General features: G+C 55.6%; 15 protein-coding genes. 10 read left to right on the top strand and 5 right to left on the bottom strand.

What is annotated here, in order from left to right; genetic code table 11:
- The first annotated feature begins 26 nt into the window (after positions 1–26).
- The 4 genes from ABUK73_RS13325 (at position 27) to ABUK73_RS13310 (ending at position 6,651) form a co-directional block, all read left to right on the top strand.
- The gene (locus ABUK73_RS13325) at positions 27–2,282 is read left to right on the top strand and encodes a TonB-dependent receptor (RefSeq protein ID WP_353577707.1); all 2,256 of its coding nucleotides are present in this window, start codon (positions 27–29) and stop codon (positions 2,280–2,282) included.
- Positions 2,282–3,385, top strand: a complete 1,104-nt coding sequence (locus ABUK73_RS13320) for a GNAT family N-acetyltransferase (RefSeq protein WP_353577706.1) — start codon at positions 2,282–2,284, stop codon at positions 3,383–3,385. The genes ABUK73_RS13325 and ABUK73_RS13320 overlap by 1 nt, the downstream gene beginning before the upstream one ends.
- 108 nt (positions 3,386–3,493) lie before the next feature.
- Positions 3,494–4,489: a glycosyltransferase family 2 protein gene (locus ABUK73_RS13315; RefSeq protein WP_353577705.1), complete on the top strand. Its 996-nt coding sequence runs from the start codon at positions 3,494–3,496 to the stop codon at positions 4,487–4,489.
- Positions 4,486–6,651 (top strand): glycoside hydrolase, encoded by a 2,166-nt coding sequence (locus ABUK73_RS13310; protein WP_353577704.1) that lies wholly within the window; start codon positions 4,486–4,488, stop codon positions 6,649–6,651. The genes ABUK73_RS13315 and ABUK73_RS13310 overlap by 4 nt, the downstream gene beginning before the upstream one ends.
- Here ABUK73_RS13310 and ABUK73_RS13305 read toward each other — a convergent pair.
- Positions 6,645–7,733 carry a hypothetical protein gene (locus ABUK73_RS13305; protein ID WP_353577703.1) on the bottom strand — a complete coding sequence of 363 codons (1,089 nt, stop codon included), beginning with the start codon at positions 7,731–7,733 and terminating at the stop codon, positions 6,645–6,647. The two genes, ABUK73_RS13310 and ABUK73_RS13305, sit on opposite strands and share 7 nt — an antisense overlap.
- Complete coding sequence (locus ABUK73_RS13300; protein ID WP_353577702.1) at positions 7,730–9,019, bottom strand: lipopolysaccharide biosynthesis protein; 1,290 nt, start codon at positions 9,017–9,019, stop codon at positions 7,730–7,732. The genes ABUK73_RS13305 and ABUK73_RS13300 overlap by 4 nt, the downstream gene beginning before the upstream one ends.
- Positions 9,020–9,145: 126 nt before the next feature.
- Between ABUK73_RS13300 and ABUK73_RS13295 the strand changes: the two genes are divergently transcribed.
- From ABUK73_RS13295 to ABUK73_RS13280, 4 genes are read left to right on the top strand one after another with little or no spacing between them, the layout of a single operon-like run.
- Positions 9,146–10,615: a GumC family protein gene (locus tag ABUK73_RS13295; protein WP_353577701.1), complete on the top strand. Its 1,470-nt coding sequence runs from the start codon at positions 9,146–9,148 to the stop codon at positions 10,613–10,615.
- Entirely contained in the window at positions 10,615–11,949 is a 1,335-nt protein-coding gene (locus ABUK73_RS13290; protein WP_353577700.1) for an O-antigen ligase family protein, read from the top strand. The genes ABUK73_RS13295 and ABUK73_RS13290 overlap by 1 nt, the downstream gene beginning before the upstream one ends.
- Positions 11,933–12,703: a polysaccharide deacetylase family protein gene (locus tag ABUK73_RS13285; protein WP_353577699.1), complete on the top strand. Its 771-nt coding sequence runs from the start codon at positions 11,933–11,935 to the stop codon at positions 12,701–12,703. The genes ABUK73_RS13290 and ABUK73_RS13285 overlap by 17 nt, the downstream gene beginning before the upstream one ends.
- A 12-nt stretch (positions 12,704–12,715) precedes the next feature.
- On the top strand, positions 12,716–13,951 hold the full coding sequence (locus ABUK73_RS13280) for a glycosyltransferase family 4 protein (protein WP_353577698.1): 1,236 nt from the start codon (positions 12,716–12,718) through the stop codon (positions 13,949–13,951).
- A 4-nt stretch (positions 13,952–13,955) separates the two neighbouring features.
- Here ABUK73_RS13280 and ABUK73_RS13275 read toward each other — a convergent pair whose 3' ends face one another.
- Entirely contained in the window at positions 13,956–14,834 is an 879-nt protein-coding gene (locus ABUK73_RS13275; RefSeq protein ID WP_353577697.1) for a class I SAM-dependent methyltransferase, read from the bottom strand.
- 199 nt (positions 14,835–15,033) lie between these two features.
- On the opposite strand from ABUK73_RS13275, the gene ABUK73_RS13270 reads away from it, so the two are divergent.
- Entirely contained in the window at positions 15,034–16,188 is a 1,155-nt protein-coding gene (locus tag ABUK73_RS13270; protein ID WP_353577696.1) for an acyltransferase family protein, read from the top strand.
- Positions 16,189–16,318: 130 nt separating this feature from the next.
- Positions 16,319–17,575, top strand: a complete 1,257-nt coding sequence (locus ABUK73_RS13265; protein WP_353577695.1) for a glycosyltransferase family 4 protein — start codon at positions 16,319–16,321, stop codon at positions 17,573–17,575.
- A 73-nt stretch (positions 17,576–17,648) separates the two neighbouring features.
- Here the strand turns inward: ABUK73_RS13265 and ABUK73_RS13260 are convergent, their stop codons facing one another.
- Both ABUK73_RS13260 and ABUK73_RS13255 read right to left on the bottom strand, forming a co-directional pair.
- A complete protein-coding gene (locus tag ABUK73_RS13260; protein WP_353577694.1) occupies positions 17,649–18,419 on the bottom strand; it encodes an SDR family oxidoreductase in 771 nt (256 codons plus the stop codon).
- Positions 18,420–18,429: 10 nt separating this feature from the next.
- Entirely contained in the window at positions 18,430–19,632 is a 1,203-nt protein-coding gene (locus ABUK73_RS13255; protein ID WP_353577693.1) for a mandelate racemase/muconate lactonizing enzyme family protein, read from the bottom strand.
- Between the last annotated feature and the right edge of the window lie 8 nt (positions 19,633–19,640).

Raw genomic sequence — 19,640 nt, 5'->3', positions numbered from 1 at the left:
GGGATTTTTTGTGCATCGGGGGCGAAATGAACGGAAAATGGAATATTGGTGTTAGCCTGTTGGCTATCGCCGTTGCGACAGGGTTGCATGCAAATGCGAAAGCGCAGGATGCAGAGAGTGGTGGCGGTTCCACCGTTTTGGAGCCAATTGTTGTTACCGGCAGCCGCATACCGCAGCAAATCTCACGGACAGCCCGCACCATCTACGTTGTCGATAGCGATACACTCGCGGCGGAAGCTCGGTCTGGAAAATCGCTTCAGCAAATCCTCTCAGAAAAGGTTCCGAGTTTCGATCCGGCAAGTGAAGGTGCACGTACGGCGTACGGCCAGAACCTGCGAGGACGGACGGCGCTTATTCTTATCGATGGCGTCTCAATGAATTCCGCGCGCACACTCAGCCGCCAGTTTGATGCTATCGATCCATTTAATGTGGAGCGTATCGAGGTTCTTTCAGGCGCAACCGCGATCTATGGTGGCAATGCAACGGGTGGCGTCATCAACATCATTACAAAAAAGGGCAAGGACGCAGAAGAGGGCGTCCATGGCGAAGTGACGACAGGGCTTGGCACAGGCTTTGGTGAAACGCGCGACATTGATCGAAATGCTGCGGGTGCTGTCACATATAATAGTGAAAATTGGGATGCTCGTCTCTCGGTCGCCGGAAACCAAACTGGAGCATTCTACGATGGCTCCGGTACCATGATAACACCGGATATCACACAAACATCTACTGCCTTCAACAAGCGGGTAGATGTTATGGGGAGCGTCGGTGTACAGATCGACGATGCTAAACGTTTAGAGGTAACCGGTCAGTTTTTTGACAGTGGGCAGAACTCCCCCTTTGGTTTGTATCTGGGGCCGTCTACAACAGTACCGGGTTTGGGGACAGTGCCGGGAGGCATATTAAATTCCTCTCTATTGGAAACCCGTGATGGCTACCAGTCAGATTTTGATCCCCGCACTCGTCGTGCGATGGTCAACGCAACCTATACAGACAGTGATTTTCTCGGGCAGGAGCTTCTCGTTCAAGGTAGCTTCCGTCGAGAAGAAATTCAGTTTCATCCATTTCCAGGCACTTCGCCTTCCTTTTACTTCGGCGGTAGTTCCCAGAATACGGATTACTATAGCCTGAAGGCGTCGATGATATCCGAACCTCTTGATGGATTGAAGGTAACTTACGGTATCGATGCTGATCGGGATTCCTTCAAGTCAAAACAGAATATTTTTGACCTCAGCACGGCGTTGCAAACAGGAGGCATGGATTTCAATACGATCGGTATCACTGGGCTTTATCCTGATATCGATGTTTCCACTGTCGCTGGATTTGTTCAGGCATCTTATGAAGCAACAGATCGACTGACAATCAATGGCGGTGTCCGTTACCAATATGTCACGACAGAAGTATCAGACTTCGTCGGCGCACCACAACAAATCGCGATGCTCAATGGTACTGGATCATCGGCGGACAAGATACCAGGTGGAGATGTCAGTTACGACGCTATTCTCTTTAATGCGGGGGCAACATACGAACTGACGAACACGCAGCAGGTCTACGCCAATTTCAGCCAGGGTTTTGAACTTCCTGATCCGGCGAAATATTACGGCAGAGGAAGTTACACCTTAGCCGGTGGCCATTACACGCTGGTGAACAGCGTGAATGTCGGCGATTCCGCACTTCAAGCGATTAAAACCAATTCCGTTGAGTTGGGATATCGTTTTGACGACGGCACCTACACTTTTGAAACGGCGGGATACTATTCGCTGTCAGACCGCTCGATTGTCCTCAACAATACGACGCTTGCCGTCGACACGGTTGATCAGGATCGTCGAGTCTATGGTATCGAAGCCAGCGCCAGCGTGAAACTGGACCATGGTTTCGACGTGGGTGCATCGGGCCACTGGGTTAAGACGGAAGTCAAAACCGATGACGGCTGGGAAAAGGAATCCATCGGCACCGCAAGTGTTTCCAAGTTGGGTAGTTATGTCGGTTGGACAAAAGATAGCTTCAACGTGAAACTTTCGGGGCAGCACATCTTTAGTTTGAGTGACGATAAAGGCAAGGAGATCGACCCGTACACACTCTTTGATCTGACAGGTGCGTATCGGTTTGAAGAGCAGAATACGACCTTGCGCTTCGGCGTCATGAATGTGTTTGACACGGAGTACACGACTGTGTGGAGCGCGCGTGCGAAAGCACTCTATGGCTCTTTGGCAAATGAAGCCGTCTTCGACTACAAGGGGCGCGGTCGTACTTTCGCCGTGTCGCTAACGAAAGTCTTCTGATGGATCATCAGGGTGACATACGGCACGGTATCGTCAACACCCTAGGACGCCCTTTATCGGCTTGGGCGTCCGACCCTGTCGTGTATCAAGCCTTTTGCCTCGACGGTCCGCATGCCGTCGAGGTGCGTCGAAGAGATTTTGTCTTGCTCGTCTCCTCCGAACGAGGAGCGAATGCTACGTTCCGGTTTGCTCTGAACGGTTCTCATGCGCATATTGAGCTTGTCGATATTTCAAGCGATGTGGGTAGCCGCTGGCGGTTGGTGAGTGCCGTTTTCGAGTATCTGTTTTCTTCACTGCCCGCGCTTCAATCTTTGGTGCTCAAGGATGAGGCGTGGTTCGGTTTTCGCGATGAGTTATCCCGCAACGGAATTTGGCTGCAGGAGAATGCGTCGGCTACGGAGCTGGTGGTGCTTGCAGATATGTTCTGGCAGACCACCGGCTTGTGGACGTCGTCTGCCCCAGCCGCTTTCCCACGGCATGATATTTTCGATGGTAGGATAGCCCATCCCTTGCGGCCATCAAAGCCAAAGGGAACAGTCTACGCTCGCTACATTCCCTGGTTAGGCGGCTTGTTTTCGCTCGATGTGGCTACGCTTGACGATCTGCCCATCGTTCATCGCTGGATGAATGATCCACGGGTGAACGAGTTCTGGCACGAGGCTGGCGACGAAGACCGGCATCGCCGCTATCTGGAGGGCATGTTTGCCGATCCACATATCATGCCACTGATCGGCCGTTTCGATGGCAAGGCATTCGCCTATTTCGAAGTCTATTGGGCTAAAGAAGATATTGTCGGCACATTCTGCGACGCCGGAGATTATGACAGAGGCTGCCATTTGATCGTCGGGGATGAAGCTTGCCGTGGTCGTAACTGGTTCACCGCATGGCTGCCTTCACTTCTCCACTTCATGTTTCTGGACGACCCCCGCACGCAATCTATCGTGCAGGAGCCAAGCAGCAACCATCATCGGCAATTGCGCAATCTCCAAAAATCAGGCTTTTCCCATGTGAAGAGCGTCAATCTGCCGACGAAGCACGCAGCGATCATGGCCATCACCCGCCAGAGATTTTTTGCGGATCGCTTGTGGCACGCTGCCGATTAAGCAGGCACGACTGCGCAACCCTTGTTAATCATTTAAGCAAATTCGTATATACATTCGGGCCGTAGAGTGTAATTTTACGCCATCGCTTACTGGTTGCAGGATTCGGGTTTGAAGATATCGGTCATCCTCAAAACGCTCAACGAAGAGAAGCGCATTGCAGCGGCTATCGAAAGCGTCATGGCTGCTTTGCAGGGCATGGAAGGCGAGATTATCGTTGCCGATAGTGGGTCGCGGGACAGGACTGTTGAGATCGCCTCCGGCTATCCCGTCATCATCGCACAAATAGAAGCGCCTGCCAAAGCCAGTTGCGGCATTGGTCCGCAGCTTGGATTTCAGTACAGCAAAGGCGAATTTGTTTGCCTGATGGATGGCGATATGCTGCTGGATGCGGCGTTTTTGCCCGCCGCTTTGGACTATCTGAATGACAACCCGAAGGTCGCAGGCGTGAGTGGGCATGTCAATGAGGTCAATCTCGACAATCTCGAATTCACCCGGCGGGTGCAGCGAAACGCACCGGAAAATCGCAGTGGTGTTCTTGATCGCCTGAATGGGGGCGGGCTTTATCGGCGTGCGGCGATTGAAGAGGTGGGATATTTTTCCGATCGAAATCTTCATGGCTATGAGGAGTTCGATCTGGGTCAGCGTCTGCGCATGCGCGGCTGGACGCTTTACCGTCTCGACAGAAAATTTGTCGATCACTTCGGCCACAGCATCAATTCCTATGTGCTGCTGACACGCCGCTGGTCCTCGAAATATCTTCGCGGCGTCGGAGAGCTATTGCGGGCCGGGTCGGAACAGTCGCGATTGAAAGCTTTGACCAATGAGCTTTCCGAGATACGGCTGTGGTTCGGTGTTTATCTGTGGTGGGCCATATTGCTGGTGTGTCTGATTGCAGGCTTTTTCAGTGGCTACGGCTTCATCGCATTCCTCGTTGCCCTTCTTCTCCCGGTCGCTCTCATGAGCATCAAGCAGAAAAGCCTGTCTTTGGGGTTCTATGCCGTTGTTGCTTGGTGCTTCCATGCCGCGGCCTTGCCGCTCGGCTTCTTCGGCTCTCGCCAGCCGCCGGATCGATGGATCGAAAGCAAACTTCTGAAGTCGCAATGAAGCATACCGTTTTAGCCAGCTTCCTCGCCTGCCTGCTGTTTTGTCAGCAGGTTCGTGCGGCTGAATGGCTGCCCGTGCAGGAAGTGTCGCTGGAAGTTCAGCCCGGCAGTCCGCTGGATTTCTCCACCATTCTTCCTAACTCGCCTATCAATGACGCCGCCCGGATTGTCATCAATTCCGCCGGGAAACTGGCGAAGGCTGGTGAAAGCGAGACAACTCAGCGCTTCCTTTGCGCCTCTCTGGCATGGAGCCCCGCATCCGGTGGGTTTCCCGACCACGTAACGGCAGATCGCTATGCGGCGCAACTGAAGATGCACGGCTATAACATTGCGCGTTTTCACTATGTCGATGCAGCGCTGATGGAAGGACGCACGGTAGATTTCGATTTTAATCCGGAGGTTCTCGACCGCATCCATTATCTTATGGCCGCGTTGAAGCGGAGCGGCATCTATTGGATCATGGACGGGCTCAGCTCATCGCGCGGAGCCTTTGGCGGTTTTGATGATCGTTGGGAGGTGAAGGGCGATCTGAAGCTGGGTGTTCAGATCGATGATGCGGATTTTGATCACTGGCTCAAGTTCCAGCAGCTCGTTCTGGCCAAGGTCAATCCTTATACCGGTGTAGCGCCTATTCGTGATCCAGCCCTCGTCGCAATCGTGCCGTTCAACGAGAACGGTCTGGAGTTCGACTCCATGATGCAGGAGAATGTGCGGGGCAGCGTGTTTTCCGAGCGCCTGAAGCCGCTGTTCAACGATTGGCTTTTCAAGAAATACAGCACGACGGAAGCGCTTGCCGCGAAGTGGGGATGGTGGGTCACGAGCGGCGATCTTTCCAACCGGTCCATCGCTTTGCCAACCAATCGTTACGAGCGCAGTGAGCGGATGCGCGACCTGCAATCCTTTTTCATCGATGTGGAGCATCAGGCCACAGGGCGGATGACAAAGGCGCTTCGGGACCTCGGCTTTCAGGGCATCATTCTTCCCTATAACAATTGGCCGACGATTCAGACTGGAGTTACCCGCAGCATTCAGGATGCGGTGGCAATGAACACCTATCAGGATTGGGTCGATTCCTACGCGCCGGGCACCAGCATTCAGGGCAAAAGCTCTCTGGAAGACGGCCTTCTTTATCTCAGAACCATAGGGGCTGCGCGTTGGCTGGGGCGGCCGTTTTTTGTGACCGAGTATGACCATCTGTTCTGGAGCCCTTATCGATATGAGGCAGGGCTTGCCGCGCCTGCCTTCGCTGCTTTGCAGGACTGGGACGTGTTGTGCAGGCATGCCCACGGTCCCATCGTCCTGTCTTATGGCGAAGATGTTCCGCACAAAAAACAGATGCTTCCCTATGCCATTGCGCTCGATCCCGTCGCGCGTGCCGGGGAAACATTGAGCGCGCTCGTCTTTCGAAGGGGCGATGCGACAGCGGCCTCGCTCCGCATCCCGTTTCTCGTCGATGGGCAGGCGGGTTTACCTGATGGCATCAACGATATGGAGCCGGAGATGTTGACCCGCCTCGGATTGGTCGGGGCAATCGGCCTTCATTCCGCGAATGGCGGAGATGGTACTGTCGCCGTTCAACCCGTGCGCAGCGGCCAGACGCCGATGCAAATCGTCGCACAATTGAAACAGGCAGGCACCCTGGATGCAGCCCACCCAACCGATCTCGAGCAGGGACGTGTTGTCAGCCAAACCGGCGAATTACAGCTGGATGCGCCGGAGAAAAGCCTTGCGCTACGCTCCCCCAAGACCGAGGCGCTGGCCTTTGAGAAGATCGATACGCCCGTCGATCTTGGCTTTGCCACTTTGCAATCGGCAGATGGGCATGGGTTGTTCGCAACGTCATCGCTGGATGACCTGCCGCTGGAAAGCAGCAAGAGACAATTGCTGATCATGGCTTCCGATGCTCACAATACGGGCATGACGTTTCGAGATGCGGATGAACGCGTTATCGAGGACTTTGGGCGTCTTCCGGTCATGATCCGCCGGATGGAGATCGGTCTAAAATTCAAAGCCGCTGGTCCTTTCAGGATTTCTCCGGTCGGTCTGGATGGACGAGTTTATCCACCGGTGATTACTGCGGCAGGCGCGGAGGTGGTGACGCTGACCAATGATACGCCTCAAGGGCCGACCACTTATTTTCTTCTCGAAAAAATCACTCAGTAAAAATCCCGCACCAGACGGCTCCAGCTTTCACCGGCGATGCCGCCAATATAGGCCTGGCCGCTGAGCATGGCCTGCCTGAATTCAGAGGAGCGGGAGGAAGCGGAAACGCCGGTAACGTGCCGATACCAGATGCCGTTATATTTCGACAAGGACGGTATCATTTCCGGTCTAAGCTGGGCGGAAGCGAAGGCGAAGCCAGCCTCTTTCAGTGCCGCGAAAGCGGTCTCCAACACCGCGTCCTGTTTGCCATCATGCGCTAGAAAGTCGAGGATTTGCGCTTCACCACCGCGCGCGCCGGCGAAAGAGAAGACGCCGCAGATATCGCCATTTTCGTCATGCACCTGTGCAAGAGCGAGCTTGCCACGGCCACTTGGACCGCTTGAAGCGTTGATCGTCCACTCAATCTCCTCGGGTGTGTAGACTGGTGCGACTACGTAGCTGCTGAGGAAACGATTGGCGTATTCTGCGAAGACAGCAGGCGTTGCCTGCGAGGCGGTATATCCTTCCTGCGTTGTCGTCTCTGCAAGAGTGACAGGTTCATGCAGCGCGCCTGCGCTCAAAATGAACGGATATTTGTGCGAGATACGACGCCGGATATAGCCCAACGCAGATGGTAAAGGCTTGAAGAGCTTGTACCAGCGCAGGCCCTGGACCGGCAGTTCTGTGCCGCCAATGGCCTTCAGGTGGGAAATGCTGACGGGGGCGGCGCTATCGGAAAAGCTGATCTGGTTCGCGCGCGGCCGTAGCTGAAAAATAAGCGACGCAATGCCGCGCGGATTGGCATCCTCTGCTGCCATGAAGGTGCAGGCCAGCCGTGCGATCACCCTTTCCTCGCCGATGCGATAGGAAAGCGGCAAGGTCGTCAGTGCGCTTTTGACATTGCCGGCATAATCGACAGATACCATGCTGCCGTTTTCAGGCGTATAGTTTGGGTGCGAAAACAGGAGTTGGGACATGTAAGCGCTAAGGTCCGCCTTATCCGGCTTGGTGCGTTTTCGGAAGACGCTGGCAAACAGGTCGGCGATTTGAGGCACGTCAGCCGGTTCCGCAGGTCTGATCTTGGTAGCGTTATCTGGTGTCATGGCTGGACCTCCCGACTTTTTTCCAGTGAGCGCGTGACATGGACTTTGACGACGATCCATGCCGCCACGACGATGCTCAGCTCAATCATGTAACCTGCGATGAAAATGCCGTAGGGCGGCCAGGCCCAAGCGGCGGCTCCGATAAGGATCGCGCCGATGCCGTTGGACAGGTTCAAAACCCATGCGCGTGACGAATGCCGACCCGCTGCTCCCAGCAAATCCACGGCGATAGACCAGACGGCGACCAGAACGATGAGCCACGCCATGATCCGCAGGAAATGCGGCAGGGAGACATATTCCGGGCCGAAGATCAAAGGCATGAAGGAGGCGGAGACGTAAATCACGATGGCCGCCACGAGACCGAGCGCGAGAGCCACGCCAAGAATACGGATTGTCAGGCGAAAGGCGTTGTGAATGCCGGTCATACTGGCCACGGCAAGGCGTGGATAAACCAGTCGGTTCAGCGCATCGATGGCCATGTAGCTGCTGTCTGTAATTCGGCGCGCAACGCCGTAGCTGCCCACCAGTTCGGCACCGGCCACAAAGCCAAGCACCAGCAAATCGACATTCTGGCGGATGGCACGGAAAATAAAGGGCGTCGCGAACAAAAGCCCAAGCCGGATTTCGTCTCGCTCGATGACATATTTGGGACGCCCGATGCGAAACGCGATGAAGGCATAAAGAATGAGTGTGACGAGATGGGCCGCAAGCTGCCACGTCGCCCAGCTTTCAACCGTTGAAACATGGAACGCAAAACAGGCGAGCGCTGCCGTAACCGTGCGAATGAAAGCGAAGCCGACGACGGAAGCGTTGGCGGCGCCGTATTTGCCATGGGCGAGAAAAATGCTTTCGCCCAGCATGATCAGCCGCACCAGCACGACATTGGTCAGCACCAGCTGAAAGGTGGTCAGAACGCTTTGGCTGGTCGTTTCGCCGAAACTTATGAATTCCGGCAATACGGCTGTGCCGAGCGCCACCAGAACTGCACCGCTGACGAAGGTGAGGATGAGGTTGTGGCCGAAAATGCGCGGGAAACAGTTGGGGTCCTGCGGCACGCGTCGCACAAGGCATTCCGATGCACCAAGGCCGCATAAATGCACGGCGATGCTGGTGATGGCGATGAAAGAGACATAGCGCCCGAATTCCTCCGCACCGAAGGAGCGTGCCAGAATCGCGAAGGTGACGAGCTGCGCCGCATTGGCAATCAACAGGCTGGCCGAGGATGCGCTGTAGGACAGCAGCATGCCGATCAACCGTGACTTGTCCTTTTTATCGCTGCTGCTCATACGGTTCATCTCCATGCCGCAAAAATAGACGTGCTGTAAACTATTTATCAGCGGACTATGTGATTTAGTAAGATCGTATATACTAAAAACGTTTCGTTTTGATTGATATAGGGGTTACGGTAGCGCATGTACGAGTACCCAGCCGAAAAGCGGGCGAAACCCGTTTTTGACGATTCAGCGCCTCGCGTAAGCGTTCACCCACGCGGTTCGACCACTGCCGAACCCTTGATAACGCCTGCAAAACTGCTGATATGGCTCCGGCGTGGCCTGCTGTTTATCGTTATTTTTGCACTTCTTGGTGGTGTGATTGCGGTTGGTTTTGGAATGGCGGTGAAGCCGCGCTACACATCCAGCATGGACATTCTTTTGCCGCCACCCACGGGTCAGGTGGTGCCGAATGAACTGACGACACCCAATATTCAAAGCGACGCGCAAATTCTGGATATTTCGAGCAAGCTGCTGCTGATCACCTCCGGCAATGTCCTGCGTCGGACCGTCGAGCGCGAGAATCTTCAGCAATTGCCTGAATTCAATTCCGCCGTCGATACCGAGGAAGGGCTGTTCAGTTGGCTTAAACCGGCAAGCCCAGCCCCCGCAGATGATGGCGTGGTCGTTGCCATGCGTAACCTTGCCAAGCGCATCAAGGTCGCGCGACAGGGCGGCACTTATCTGGTCTCCATCAGCCTCTGGACCCGAGATTCCGGCAGGTCGGTCAGTGTGCTCTCAACACTGGCCCAGTCTTTCCGTGAAGAGTTGGAGGCAACACAGACCGACCTTGCCAAAAATGCAAGCCAGGCTCTTTCCAACCGGCTTGAGGAGTTGAGGCAGGCGGCAACGCAGGCGGCAAATGCCGTCGTGCAGTTCCGTCAGGATAACAATCTTCAAAATCTCGGCGGCACTGGCTCCGTTAATATTCAGAGCGTCTCGCAACTGAACACGCTTTTGAACGAGGCGTCGTCGCGGCTGTCAGACGTTCAGTCACGTTACCGCCGTCTCAGCCAACCGGCCGCCGATGGCGTGGCGCCTTCCGACACGCTGGATTCGCCGACGCTGATTGCACTGCGGTCGCAATATAGCGTGCTGAAGCAGCAATATGAGGAACTGGCGCTGACTTACGGCACACGTTATCCAAGGCTTGTCAGCGCGCGTGCACAGCTCGGTACGCTAAGGGCTGAAATGGCGCGGGAGACGGAGAGGTCGCTACAGACCATTCAAGTCGATCTCAACCAGGCGGAAAACTCCGTTGCGACGCTGCGCACCCAGCTTGAAGAAGCGCAGAAACGAGTCTCCACCGATGACAGCGCGCAGGTTCAGTTGCAGGAGCTGGAGCGCAACAGCCAGGCAAAATCCGCACTTTACGATACGTTCCTGAAACGCGTTGGGGAAACCAGCGAGCAGCAGCAGATCAGCGTCTCAAACCTGCGTATCGTCACAGAACCCGTGCCACCGGAAAAGCGCAGCTGGCCACCGCCAACATTGCTTCTTGCCATTGGTGGCGTTCTCGCTGGCCTGATCCTCGGCGTCATCGCCGTTCTGGCAACACGTCTCTTCATCGTTTTCAAACAGAACAATTGGCGTTTTGAGCGAGTAAGCTGATGCAGAAAGCGGCGGCGTTGGGGGTGGACGGAACGGGGCTTCAAGCCAGGATCAGAACGCTGGTCTTCATGGGCCTCTTCCTGTTTTTCTGGATCACCACCAATCCCTTTGTTGATCTCGTCAGCGTCGAGGCAAGCGGGTCGGATGCCACCGGCGGCTCCAATCTCATCAACCAGCTGACCTTTCTCGTTTTGACGTTGCTGACGGTCTATGCCGCGCTCACCCACCCCCTGCGGTCGCGAATATGCCAGCCGCAATGGCTCGTTATTGCCCTGTTTTCATGGTTCCTGATCTCGTCTGCTCTTTCGCATTATCCGGTCGATGGGATCAAAAGAACGATCCTTGCCATATTGACTTGCGCCAATGCGGGAATGTTCCTGCTGCTTCCGCGTTCCGAACAGCAGTTCGCACGGCTGATGTTGATCGGAACGGCCATTACGCTTGGAATGGCCTATTTTGGCGTGATTTTTCTGCCACGGCTGTCCATCCATCAGGCGGACGAGTTGATTGAGCCCATGAATGCGGGCTTCTGGAGAGGGCAATATTCCCACAAAAATCTGGCTGCCGCCGTCATGCTGGTGGCCGCGTTCTTCGGGCTCTATTTTCGCAGTGTCGGTTACAAAAAGAGCGGGCTCGCGGTCATCGTCCTGTCCGTCTTCTTCCTCATTCAGACGGGCGGTAAATCCTCGACCGCCATGCTGCCGCTGATCCTTGGTCTGCAATGGGTCTTCGAGAAATTCCGCTGGACCAGATGGCCCATTGCTGTCGGCGGTATTCTGGCATTCAATCTCCTGGCTCTCGGCGCTGCACAGTCCGAAGGCTTTCGCGGATTGATCGCGGCACTCGGCGTCGATCCCACTTTCACCAACAGAACCGACATCTGGAAGATCGCCTTTGACGCCATCACCCAGTCGCCCATTCTTGGCTACGGGTTCCAAGGCTTCTGGCAAACCTCTGATATCACGCAGAGTTCTGCCGGTCTGGAAACATGGGCGGTGAAGGCATTCAACGGGCATAACGCCTATGTCGATGCCCTGCTGACGACTGGAATTCCGGGGTTTCTCCTGACCGTCGCATTGGTGATTTTCGTGCCTCTGCGCGCGGTGGGGCGGCTTGGGCCAGCTCCGAATAGCCCCGCGCTGTCGCGCTTGTTCATGCGTGTGTGGCTCTACGTCATTTATGCCGGTTGTCTCGAAGTCATATTCTTTCAAAGCGGCAGCCCAATCTGCTTTTTCCTGCTGGTTTCCATTTTCGGGCTGGAAATGCAGTCGCGCATGAACCTTGTGGAAGAGCGGAAAGCCGAGTGGGAGGGGAAACATGCTGTTGCTGTCTAAGGCATTTTCGAAGCTGCAGTATGTGCGGGATCGCGTCGCGGAGCGGGCCGTCCGCGCCTTTCCCGTTTCCACATTGAACGTGATGTGCACGCGTCCTATCGTGTCCTTCACCTTCGACGATGTGCCCGAAACAGCGCATTCCGCAGGCGCGCGTATTCTTGACGAACATGGCGTCAAGGGAACGTTTTACATCGCGGGTGGTCTCCTAGGCAACAAGGAGCCGGACCGCGAACTGATCTCGGTTGAAGGCTGCAAGCTGCTTGCGGATGCCGGTCACGAAATTGGATGTCACACCTTCGCGCACAGGGCAGTGCGTACCCTGTCGAGCGCGGCGCTGGAACGCGATCTCGACCGCAACAGGAACATGCTGGACAGCTTCGATCCCAACATCGGGAGACGAAACTTTGCCTATCCCTATAATCAAGGCTCCCTTCGCCATCGGCAGGCCTTTGCGAAGCGCTATACGACAGCGCGCGCTGGTGGAGATCGTATCAATCGCGGCGTGGTCAATCGCTCCTATCTCTGGGGCATGGAGATAAGACAGCCGGAAAGCGATGCTCTGGCTCTGACCAGTCAGATCGATACCGTGGTTGCGCAGCCGGGCTGGCTGATTTTCTTCACGCATGATGTGAGCGAAACGCCGACCCCCTATGGCTGTCGGCCTGAAACCTTCGCCACGCTCGTTGATTACGCCGTCTCAAAGGGCTGTCTTGTCTTGCCCGTGCGTGACGCCCTTCAGCACATTGCAGAATAGGAACGCCGGAGGATGGCAGGGACGCTGCTTGCAATCAACAACTACTTCTACCGCCGTGGCGGCGCAGAGGCGATCTTTCTCGACCAGATGGATATGTTCGAGCGTGCAGGCTGGCAGGCGGTGCCGTTTTCCATGCAGCATCCCAACAATCTGAGTTCGGATTGGTCATCCTATTTCATTCCCGAGATCGAGTTCGGTCGCCAAAGCGGCTTGATGACCAAGGTCGAGCATAGTCTGGAGGTCATTTATTCAAGAAAAGCGCGCGCCCATTTGAACCGTCTGATCGATGCGGTGCGCCCAGATGTCGCCCATGCCCACAATGTCTATCACCATATTTCCCCTTCGATTTTTCCGCTTCTGAAGAAAAGGGGAATACCGACGGTTCTAACGGCGCATGACCTGAAGCTGGCCTGTCCGGCCTACAAGATGCTGTCGCCGCAGGGCATCTGTGAGAAATGCAAGGGCGGCAAAATATACAACGTGCTCGTCAATCGCTGCATGAAGGAATCCGTGGCGCTGAGCGGCCTTGTGATGGTGGAGACGGCGGTTCACCGCACGCTCGGCCTCTATCGCAACCATTTGGACAAGATCATCGTCCCCAGCCGGTTCTATCAGGCCAAACTCATGGAATGGGGTTGGCCCAGCGAGCAGCTTGTCCACATTCCAAACTTCGTGGATCAGTCGATCACCGACCATCCAGTTTCGGTCGATGAAGGCAACTATTTCCTGTTTGCCGGGCGGTTGGCACCTGAAAAGGGCATCGCGACGCTGATCAAGGCGGCGGGTCTCTCTGGACAACGTCTTCGCATCGCAGGTACAGGGCCAGACGAGGCAGCACTTCGTGCATTGGCGCAGGAGGCCAGTGCGGAGGTGGAGTTTCTGGGCTATATGACGGGACGGGCGCTGCATGAAACGATTGCTGGCGCTAAGGCTCTTGTGCTGCCATCCGAGTGGTATGAAAACGCGCCTGTGAGCCTGCTTGAAGCCTATGCCCTTGGTCGCCCTGTCATCGGCACCAATATTGGCGGTATTCCGGAATTGATCAGGGACGGTGAGACCGGCCTGATTGCACAGCCATCCGATCCGCAGGATCTGGCTCGGGCGCTGACCTCCATGAGCGATATGTCAGAAAGCGCGCGCCGGGACATGGGCGCTCGCGGTCGTGCCTGGGTGCAGCAGGATTTTTCGCAGGCTGCCTATCTGGATCGCACGACGACGCTCTACCGCGAACTCGGCGTTCGGCCTTGAGGCTTCAAGGATACCGGCTGATGATGACGGCATCCAGCATGTGCATGTCCATGTCCGGCGAACGAAACCGATTTGCAAGGCCAGCCGTCAGCATTTTGCGCTGATCTTCTGGGATCGATTTTGCTGCAATCACCTCGATATCCACCCATCCATTTCGCTCGAATGCCCTGACATAGTCGATCGGACGTTTGCGGTTCGGTTGGCCGGGAAAGGCGAGCAGCGTATAGAACCAGTCGGAAAAACGATAGATGTTGTTGGGATCATGTTGGCGGATAGCGTTGGTGTGTGTCTGAAGATCGACGATGTGCAGGCTGACGCAGCCGCTTTTTGCGACCTTGGTCAGGCCATCTATGGTCGTCTCGATGGCGTCGAAATGCTCGAAGGCGGCGCAACTGAGGATGAGATCGAATGTCTGCCCTTTGCAGATGGCCGGAATGTCAAAGCTGGCATCCACATGATATTGAAAGAGCGGAGAAAAATCGTCCAGCACGGCATTGGCAGCTTTGATGTCATCAGGCTGCATCGTGCCATTGAAACGCGCAATTGCATCGCGCCTGAAGTCTCCGGTCTCGCCCGCCGCCAGCCTGAAGGCATCCACTGCCGTATAGGACTTCGCGCCATGGGCAAGCAAAAGCCCGCCCGTCGCCAGCGAAGATCCCGGCCCAAGCTCTAGTACCGCACGGTCTCTGACCGAAACATCCGCAGGCAAAAACCTGAGCCATGATTGCATGACATCATGGACATAGTCGATCCGGGCATCGCGGTCGTCTGCAGATACTGTGTTGGGCTTGCGATACCCCATCAAGCGATGCTTGGCCCAGACGCTGAACAGGATCATAGCGCCGAAAATTTTGAACAGAAAATTCCGTAAGAAAATTGGCATTTCCAGACCCGTGCAATGTTGAATTCAGCCGGTTCGTCGGCATTTCAGATATTTACGCGCCGATATTCAAGGGCCGCGTCAACATCCATGCAATCGTAGAGGGGAATTAGTTATTTTAGAATTTACTGCAATACACTAAATCTGCAAATGCCGGATCCAATCCAGTGCGCGGTCCGATACAGCGGAGAGGTGTGGTTCGATGCAGTCTTCAGACGTTACACACAGCGGGTCGGCAGTGCCGGTCACGGTCGTTCTCGATCAAGGCACTGCTCGAAGACCGGCGAACCGATATGAAAACATTGATGCCCTTCGTGCAATTGCCGCCCTTGCAGTGGTGGTTCAGCACTTCTTCGGCGACATCATTCGGGAGGCAACGGATCAGCAGGGTGTCGCGGTCCATGTTGCCTCGTCCAGCGTCTCATATTTCGATGCCGGTCGGTTTGGCGTGGTCCTGTTCTTTCTCATCAGCGGGTTCGTCGTTCCCTTCAGCATCAAGGGAAGTTATCCGCTACATCGCTTTGCAATATCGAGATTTGTCCGGCTTTTTCCCGCCATGTGGCTGGCGCTTTTCTGCCTGGCGGCTGCGTCACTCTTCCACGGCCAAACGCTTTCGCTGCCCACATTTCTGGCGAATATGACGATGCTGCCAGCTTCATTCCGCCAGCCATGGATGTCCGGCGCTTACTGGACCCTCACCATCGAACTGGTATTTTACGCCCTGTCCGCAGGCCTTTTTGCATTGGGCGCGCTTTACCGGCCCGCGATTATTGCGCTCTTCGCCATATTGCTCGCGCTGGCCACCGCCATTCCCATTCTGTTGCGATCCTACGGGATATCGCTGCCCGTTCAATATATCAGCCTGCACGTTTCCTTTCTCTATCTCGGCTTGCTGCTGCGGATGACGCTGATCGACAGGCTTGCGGGTGCTAAGTTCGGCGCAATAGGCGTGCTGCTCACGCAGGCCATTATTCTTCTGACAATCGGGGAATTCTCCCTGTCGCGGCAGGATGGTTTCTTTCTGGTCGGGTCCGTTCCGATCCTGATCAGCTATGTCGCCGCACTTTGTGTCTTCGTGTTTTCGGTCAAAACGGGAATGCCAAACCACCCACTGCTCTCATGGCTCGGCGCGCTCAGCTATTCGATCTATCTGTTCCACGGCATCGCGGCACTTCTGGTTTTTGCGTTCCTGCCGCTCACGGGCACATGGGCGGACCTACCCATAGGGATTACCAGCCTCGTCCTCACCATCCTTATCTCAGTCTTCGTCTACGAGTATTTGGAGAAGCCAATGATCAACCTTGGGTATAGGTTTATTAGGCGTGAGGATAATACTGAGTCGAAGATAGCCGTCTAGAAGACGGGTTTCCACAGCCACGCCGTTTACTATGTCGGTGAGTTCAGAAGGGTGATGTTGCGACCCCACTAGCCTAATCCTCATTTTAAGTTATTATATCCTAATGTTCTAATGTAATTAGGAGCGGGTTATGGATTACGGTCACACGCAAGACGATCAGCCTGCACTTGAGGTGGAAGAGACCGCTGATCGCCGGGATGAAGATAAGCGGATGCTCGATCAAATGCGCATCTGCATGATCGGTTTGCGCGGCATACCGAACGTGCAGGGCGGGGTCGAAACCCATGTCGAGCAGCTGGTTTCCAACCTTGTCGATCTGGGTGCGGACGTGCATGTCTTTGCCCGCAAAAACTATGTAGCCGACACCAAGCCTTACATCTGGCGCGGCATCACCGTTCATCCATTATGGGCACCACGCAGCACCCGGTTCGAGGCGATTTTTCATACCGCCCTTGCCTTGGTGAAAGCACGGTTTCTGCACCCGGATATCGTCCACATTCACGCAGTCGGGCCGTCTCTGGTAGCGCCGCTGGCGCGCATACTGGGCCTGCGCGTGGTCTTTACTCATCATGGTTATGACTATGACCGCGAGAAATGGAATTCGTTTGAAAAGCGGGTCTTGCAGCTTGGCGAATGGGCCGGAATGCGCTTCTCGCATGCGCGTATCGCTATTGCCAAACATATTGCAGACAGGATGCAGAAGGATTTTCAGGCACCTGTGCATTTCATTCCCAACGGCGTGAAAGTCGATACGCGCAATCTGGAAGATAGCGTTCTGAGTGAATTCGGCCTGGAAAAAGGACGCTACATCCTGCTCGTTGCCCGCTTGGTCGCCGAAAAACGCCAGCTCGATCTGGTCGAAGCCTTTGCCCGCACGAATCTTAAAGGCACAAAGCTCGTTCTCGTCGGTGGCGGCGATCTGGAAAGCGGCTATGTGACGGAGCTTAAGGCGCGGGCAAACGACAATCCGAATGTCGTTCTCACGGGCGTTCAGTCAGGTCGTAAACTCGCCAGTCTGTTCGCAAATGCCGGGCTTTTTGTTCTGCCTTCGAGCCATGAAGGCATGCCGATTGCACTTCTCGAAGCCATGGCGCATGGGCTGCCGGTTCTGGCCAGTGACATTGAAGCCAATCTTGCGCTGGCTCTGGATGACGCCTCATACTTCCCGCTCGGCAACATCCACGCTTTGTCGAACTCGCTGCAAACCAAAATGGAAAACAAATCCGCTACCCGCGCATCTCGCCTGAACGGCTCGCGCATCATGTCAAAATACGATTGGCGGACGATTGGCCTGAGGACGGCTGAAATCTACAAGTCGATTGCAGGCGCGACGCCTCCGAGACCATACCGCCAGCCCAAGCGGCAGCCTGAGCCGGCCACCCGGTAAAGGATGACAGCGGCTCAAGGCGTCGATAACGACGCCTCGCATATTCCTCTTCTCGACGTGTTTTGCAAACCGCTTAGAGAACAGCGAGCATGCCGCCATCGACATAGATGATCTGGCCATTGATGTAGTCGGATGCTGAAGACGCCAGAAAGACGGCTGTCCCGATCAGTTCCTCCGGCTTGCCCCAGCGCTTCGACGGTGTGCGTGCCTTTACCCAGGCATCGAATTCCGGATTGTCGATGAGCGCCTGGTTCATGTCCGTCAGCATGTAACCGGGGCCGATTGCGTTCGACTGAATGCCGTGTTGCGCCCATTCGGCGGCCATGGCGCGGGTCAGCATTTTGATGCCGCCCTTGGCAACGGTATATGGCGCCACGGTTGCGCGGGCGAGTTCGCTTGTCAGGGAGCCGATATTGACGATCTTGCCGTAACCGCGAGGGATCATCCGTTTCGCTGCTTCCCGACCAATCACGAAAGCACTGGTCAGATTGGTGTCGATCACCCGCTGCCAGTCAGCCGTCTCCAGCTCGATCATGGGTTTGCGAAACTGGATGCCGGCATTGTTGACGAGAATGTCGATGTTGATCCCATCTGCATCAAAGCGTGCGAAGGCTTCGAGGATGGATGCTTCTGAGGTCACGTCAAAAGCCGCAGCGTCTGCAGAATGGCCCGCGTCTTTGAACCAAGCAACGGTTTCGGCCACGCGCACCGCATCTGTTCCGTTGACGAGAATGCTTGCACCGGCATTGGCAAGTCCTTCCGCCATGGCTCTCCCAAGCCCGCGAGACGAGCCGGTGACCAAGGCGGTCTTTCCGGAAAGATCGAAAATTCCAGGGGTGTTCATAGTATCCTCCTCAAAGCGAACTGCGGCGAACCGTCAGGTCCGGGCGTTCGAATAGCTGTGGCAGCAATTCCGTGCCAAGTCCCGGTCCTTCCATCGGCAGGACATAGCCATTTTCGATCACTGGGACGTTCGTCACCAGCTCGCTATACCATCCCGTATAGAAAGCCCGCACAGATTCCTGAATCATTGTGTTGGTCTGAGAGAACGACGAGTGGACCGCCGCTGCATAGGCAACCGGCCCCGTGCAATCATGCGGGGCATAGGGGCGGTGGTAGGTATCGGCGAGCGAGGCGATCTTGCGGCCTTCTGTCAAACCGCCTGTCCACACCAGATCGGTCATGACAATGCCGATGGCACCGGCTTCCAGCATGTCCTTGTAGGGAAAGCGAGAGCCCAGAGTTTCGGATGCGCAGATCGGCACGCTGGTGGACGCGGCGAGTTCGGACAGGGCCGAGACGGAGTTCATCCGTATCGGATCTTCGTACCAAGTGGGGTCGAATGCCTCCAACTCGCGCGCGATCCTCTTGATCGTCGGCAGGTTCCAGAGGCTGTGAAACTCGACCATGACACGCATTTGATCGCCCACCCGTTTGCGGATTTGCTCGAAGGGCTTGATGGCCATCCGCAATTGCTCGGCGGTGATGTAGCGACCGTCATTTTCAATGGCAGCCGGGTCGAACGGCCAAATCTTCATCGCGGAAATACCCTGCTCGAGCAGATTTTCGGCAAGCGCGCCTGCGTCGGTCATGAACCCCCTGAGGTCTTCATAGGGACCTTCCGGGTCATCGCGAAAATTCCACGTATCGACAGGCTTGATCTTGTTGGAGCGTACATAGCCATAGCCGGCGCAAGTGTTGTAAACGGGAATACGGTCATGACACAGGCCGCCAAGCATCTGATGCACAGGCTGGTCGCAGACCTTTCCGAAAATGTCCCACAACGCGAGATCGATTGCGGACGCTGCGCGGTATTCCGCCCCGGTAGAGGCTTGCGCCATCGGCAAATTCACAAGCTCTCGAGAAAGCGCTTCTATGCGCAACGGGTCCTTGCCGAGCAGACGACTGGCGAGGATATCGTGAATATGCGCTTCTACTGACCCAGCGCCGTAAAAGGTTTCTCCAAGCCCGATATGCCCGGCGTCGGTGTGGAGCCGCACCCATAACACATTCGCAAACTCCTCCGTCCGCAAGGTCTCGATTGCGGTAATCTTCATGCAATAGT

This window comes from Agrobacterium vacciniicorymbosi, assembly GCF_040427045.1.
Classification (GTDB): Bacteria; Pseudomonadota; Alphaproteobacteria; order Rhizobiales; family Rhizobiaceae; genus Agrobacterium.
The sequence above is the reverse complement of the archived record's forward strand: the minus strand, read 5'-3'. Positions and strand labels throughout refer to the sequence as shown.

What these genes read in the sequence shown, in the direction of transcription:
- ABUK73_RS13265 (WP_353577695.1), top strand. Translation starts at nt 16,319, where the DNA reads ATGGATTACGGTCACACGCAAGACGATCAGCCTGCACTTGAGGTGGAA.
- ABUK73_RS13300 (WP_353577702.1), bottom strand. Translation starts at nt 9,019, where the DNA reads ATGAGCAGCAGCGATAAAAAGGACAAGTCACGGTTGATCGGCATGCTG.
- ABUK73_RS13295 (WP_353577701.1), top strand. Translation starts at nt 9,146, where the DNA reads ATGTACGAGTACCCAGCCGAAAAGCGGGCGAAACCCGTTTTTGACGAT.
- ABUK73_RS13260 (WP_353577694.1), bottom strand. Translation starts at nt 18,419, where the DNA reads ATGAACACCCCTGGAATTTTCGATCTTTCCGGAAAGACCGCCTTGGTC.
- ABUK73_RS13270 (WP_353577696.1), top strand. Translation starts at nt 15,034, where the DNA reads ATGCAGTCTTCAGACGTTACACACAGCGGGTCGGCAGTGCCGGTCACG.
- ABUK73_RS13255 (WP_353577693.1), bottom strand. Translation starts at nt 19,632, where the DNA reads ATGAAGATTACCGCAATCGAGACCTTGCGGACGGAGGAGTTTGCGAAT.
- ABUK73_RS13285 (WP_353577699.1), top strand. Translation starts at nt 11,933, where the DNA reads ATGCTGTTGCTGTCTAAGGCATTTTCGAAGCTGCAGTATGTGCGGGAT.
- ABUK73_RS13310 (WP_353577704.1), top strand. Translation starts at nt 4,486, where the DNA reads ATGAAGCATACCGTTTTAGCCAGCTTCCTCGCCTGCCTGCTGTTTTGT.
- ABUK73_RS13320 (WP_353577706.1), top strand. Translation starts at nt 2,282, where the DNA reads ATGGATCATCAGGGTGACATACGGCACGGTATCGTCAACACCCTAGGA.
- ABUK73_RS13280 (WP_353577698.1), top strand. Translation starts at nt 12,716, where the DNA reads ATGGCAGGGACGCTGCTTGCAATCAACAACTACTTCTACCGCCGTGGC.
- ABUK73_RS13290 (WP_353577700.1), top strand. Translation starts at nt 10,615, where the DNA reads ATGCAGAAAGCGGCGGCGTTGGGGGTGGACGGAACGGGGCTTCAAGCC.
- ABUK73_RS13275 (WP_353577697.1), bottom strand. Translation starts at nt 14,834, where the DNA reads ATGCCAATTTTCTTACGGAATTTTCTGTTCAAAATTTTCGGCGCTATG.
- ABUK73_RS13305 (WP_353577703.1), bottom strand. Translation starts at nt 7,733, where the DNA reads ATGACACCAGATAACGCTACCAAGATCAGACCTGCGGAACCGGCTGAC.
- ABUK73_RS13325 (WP_353577707.1), top strand. Translation starts at nt 27, where the DNA reads ATGAACGGAAAATGGAATATTGGTGTTAGCCTGTTGGCTATCGCCGTT.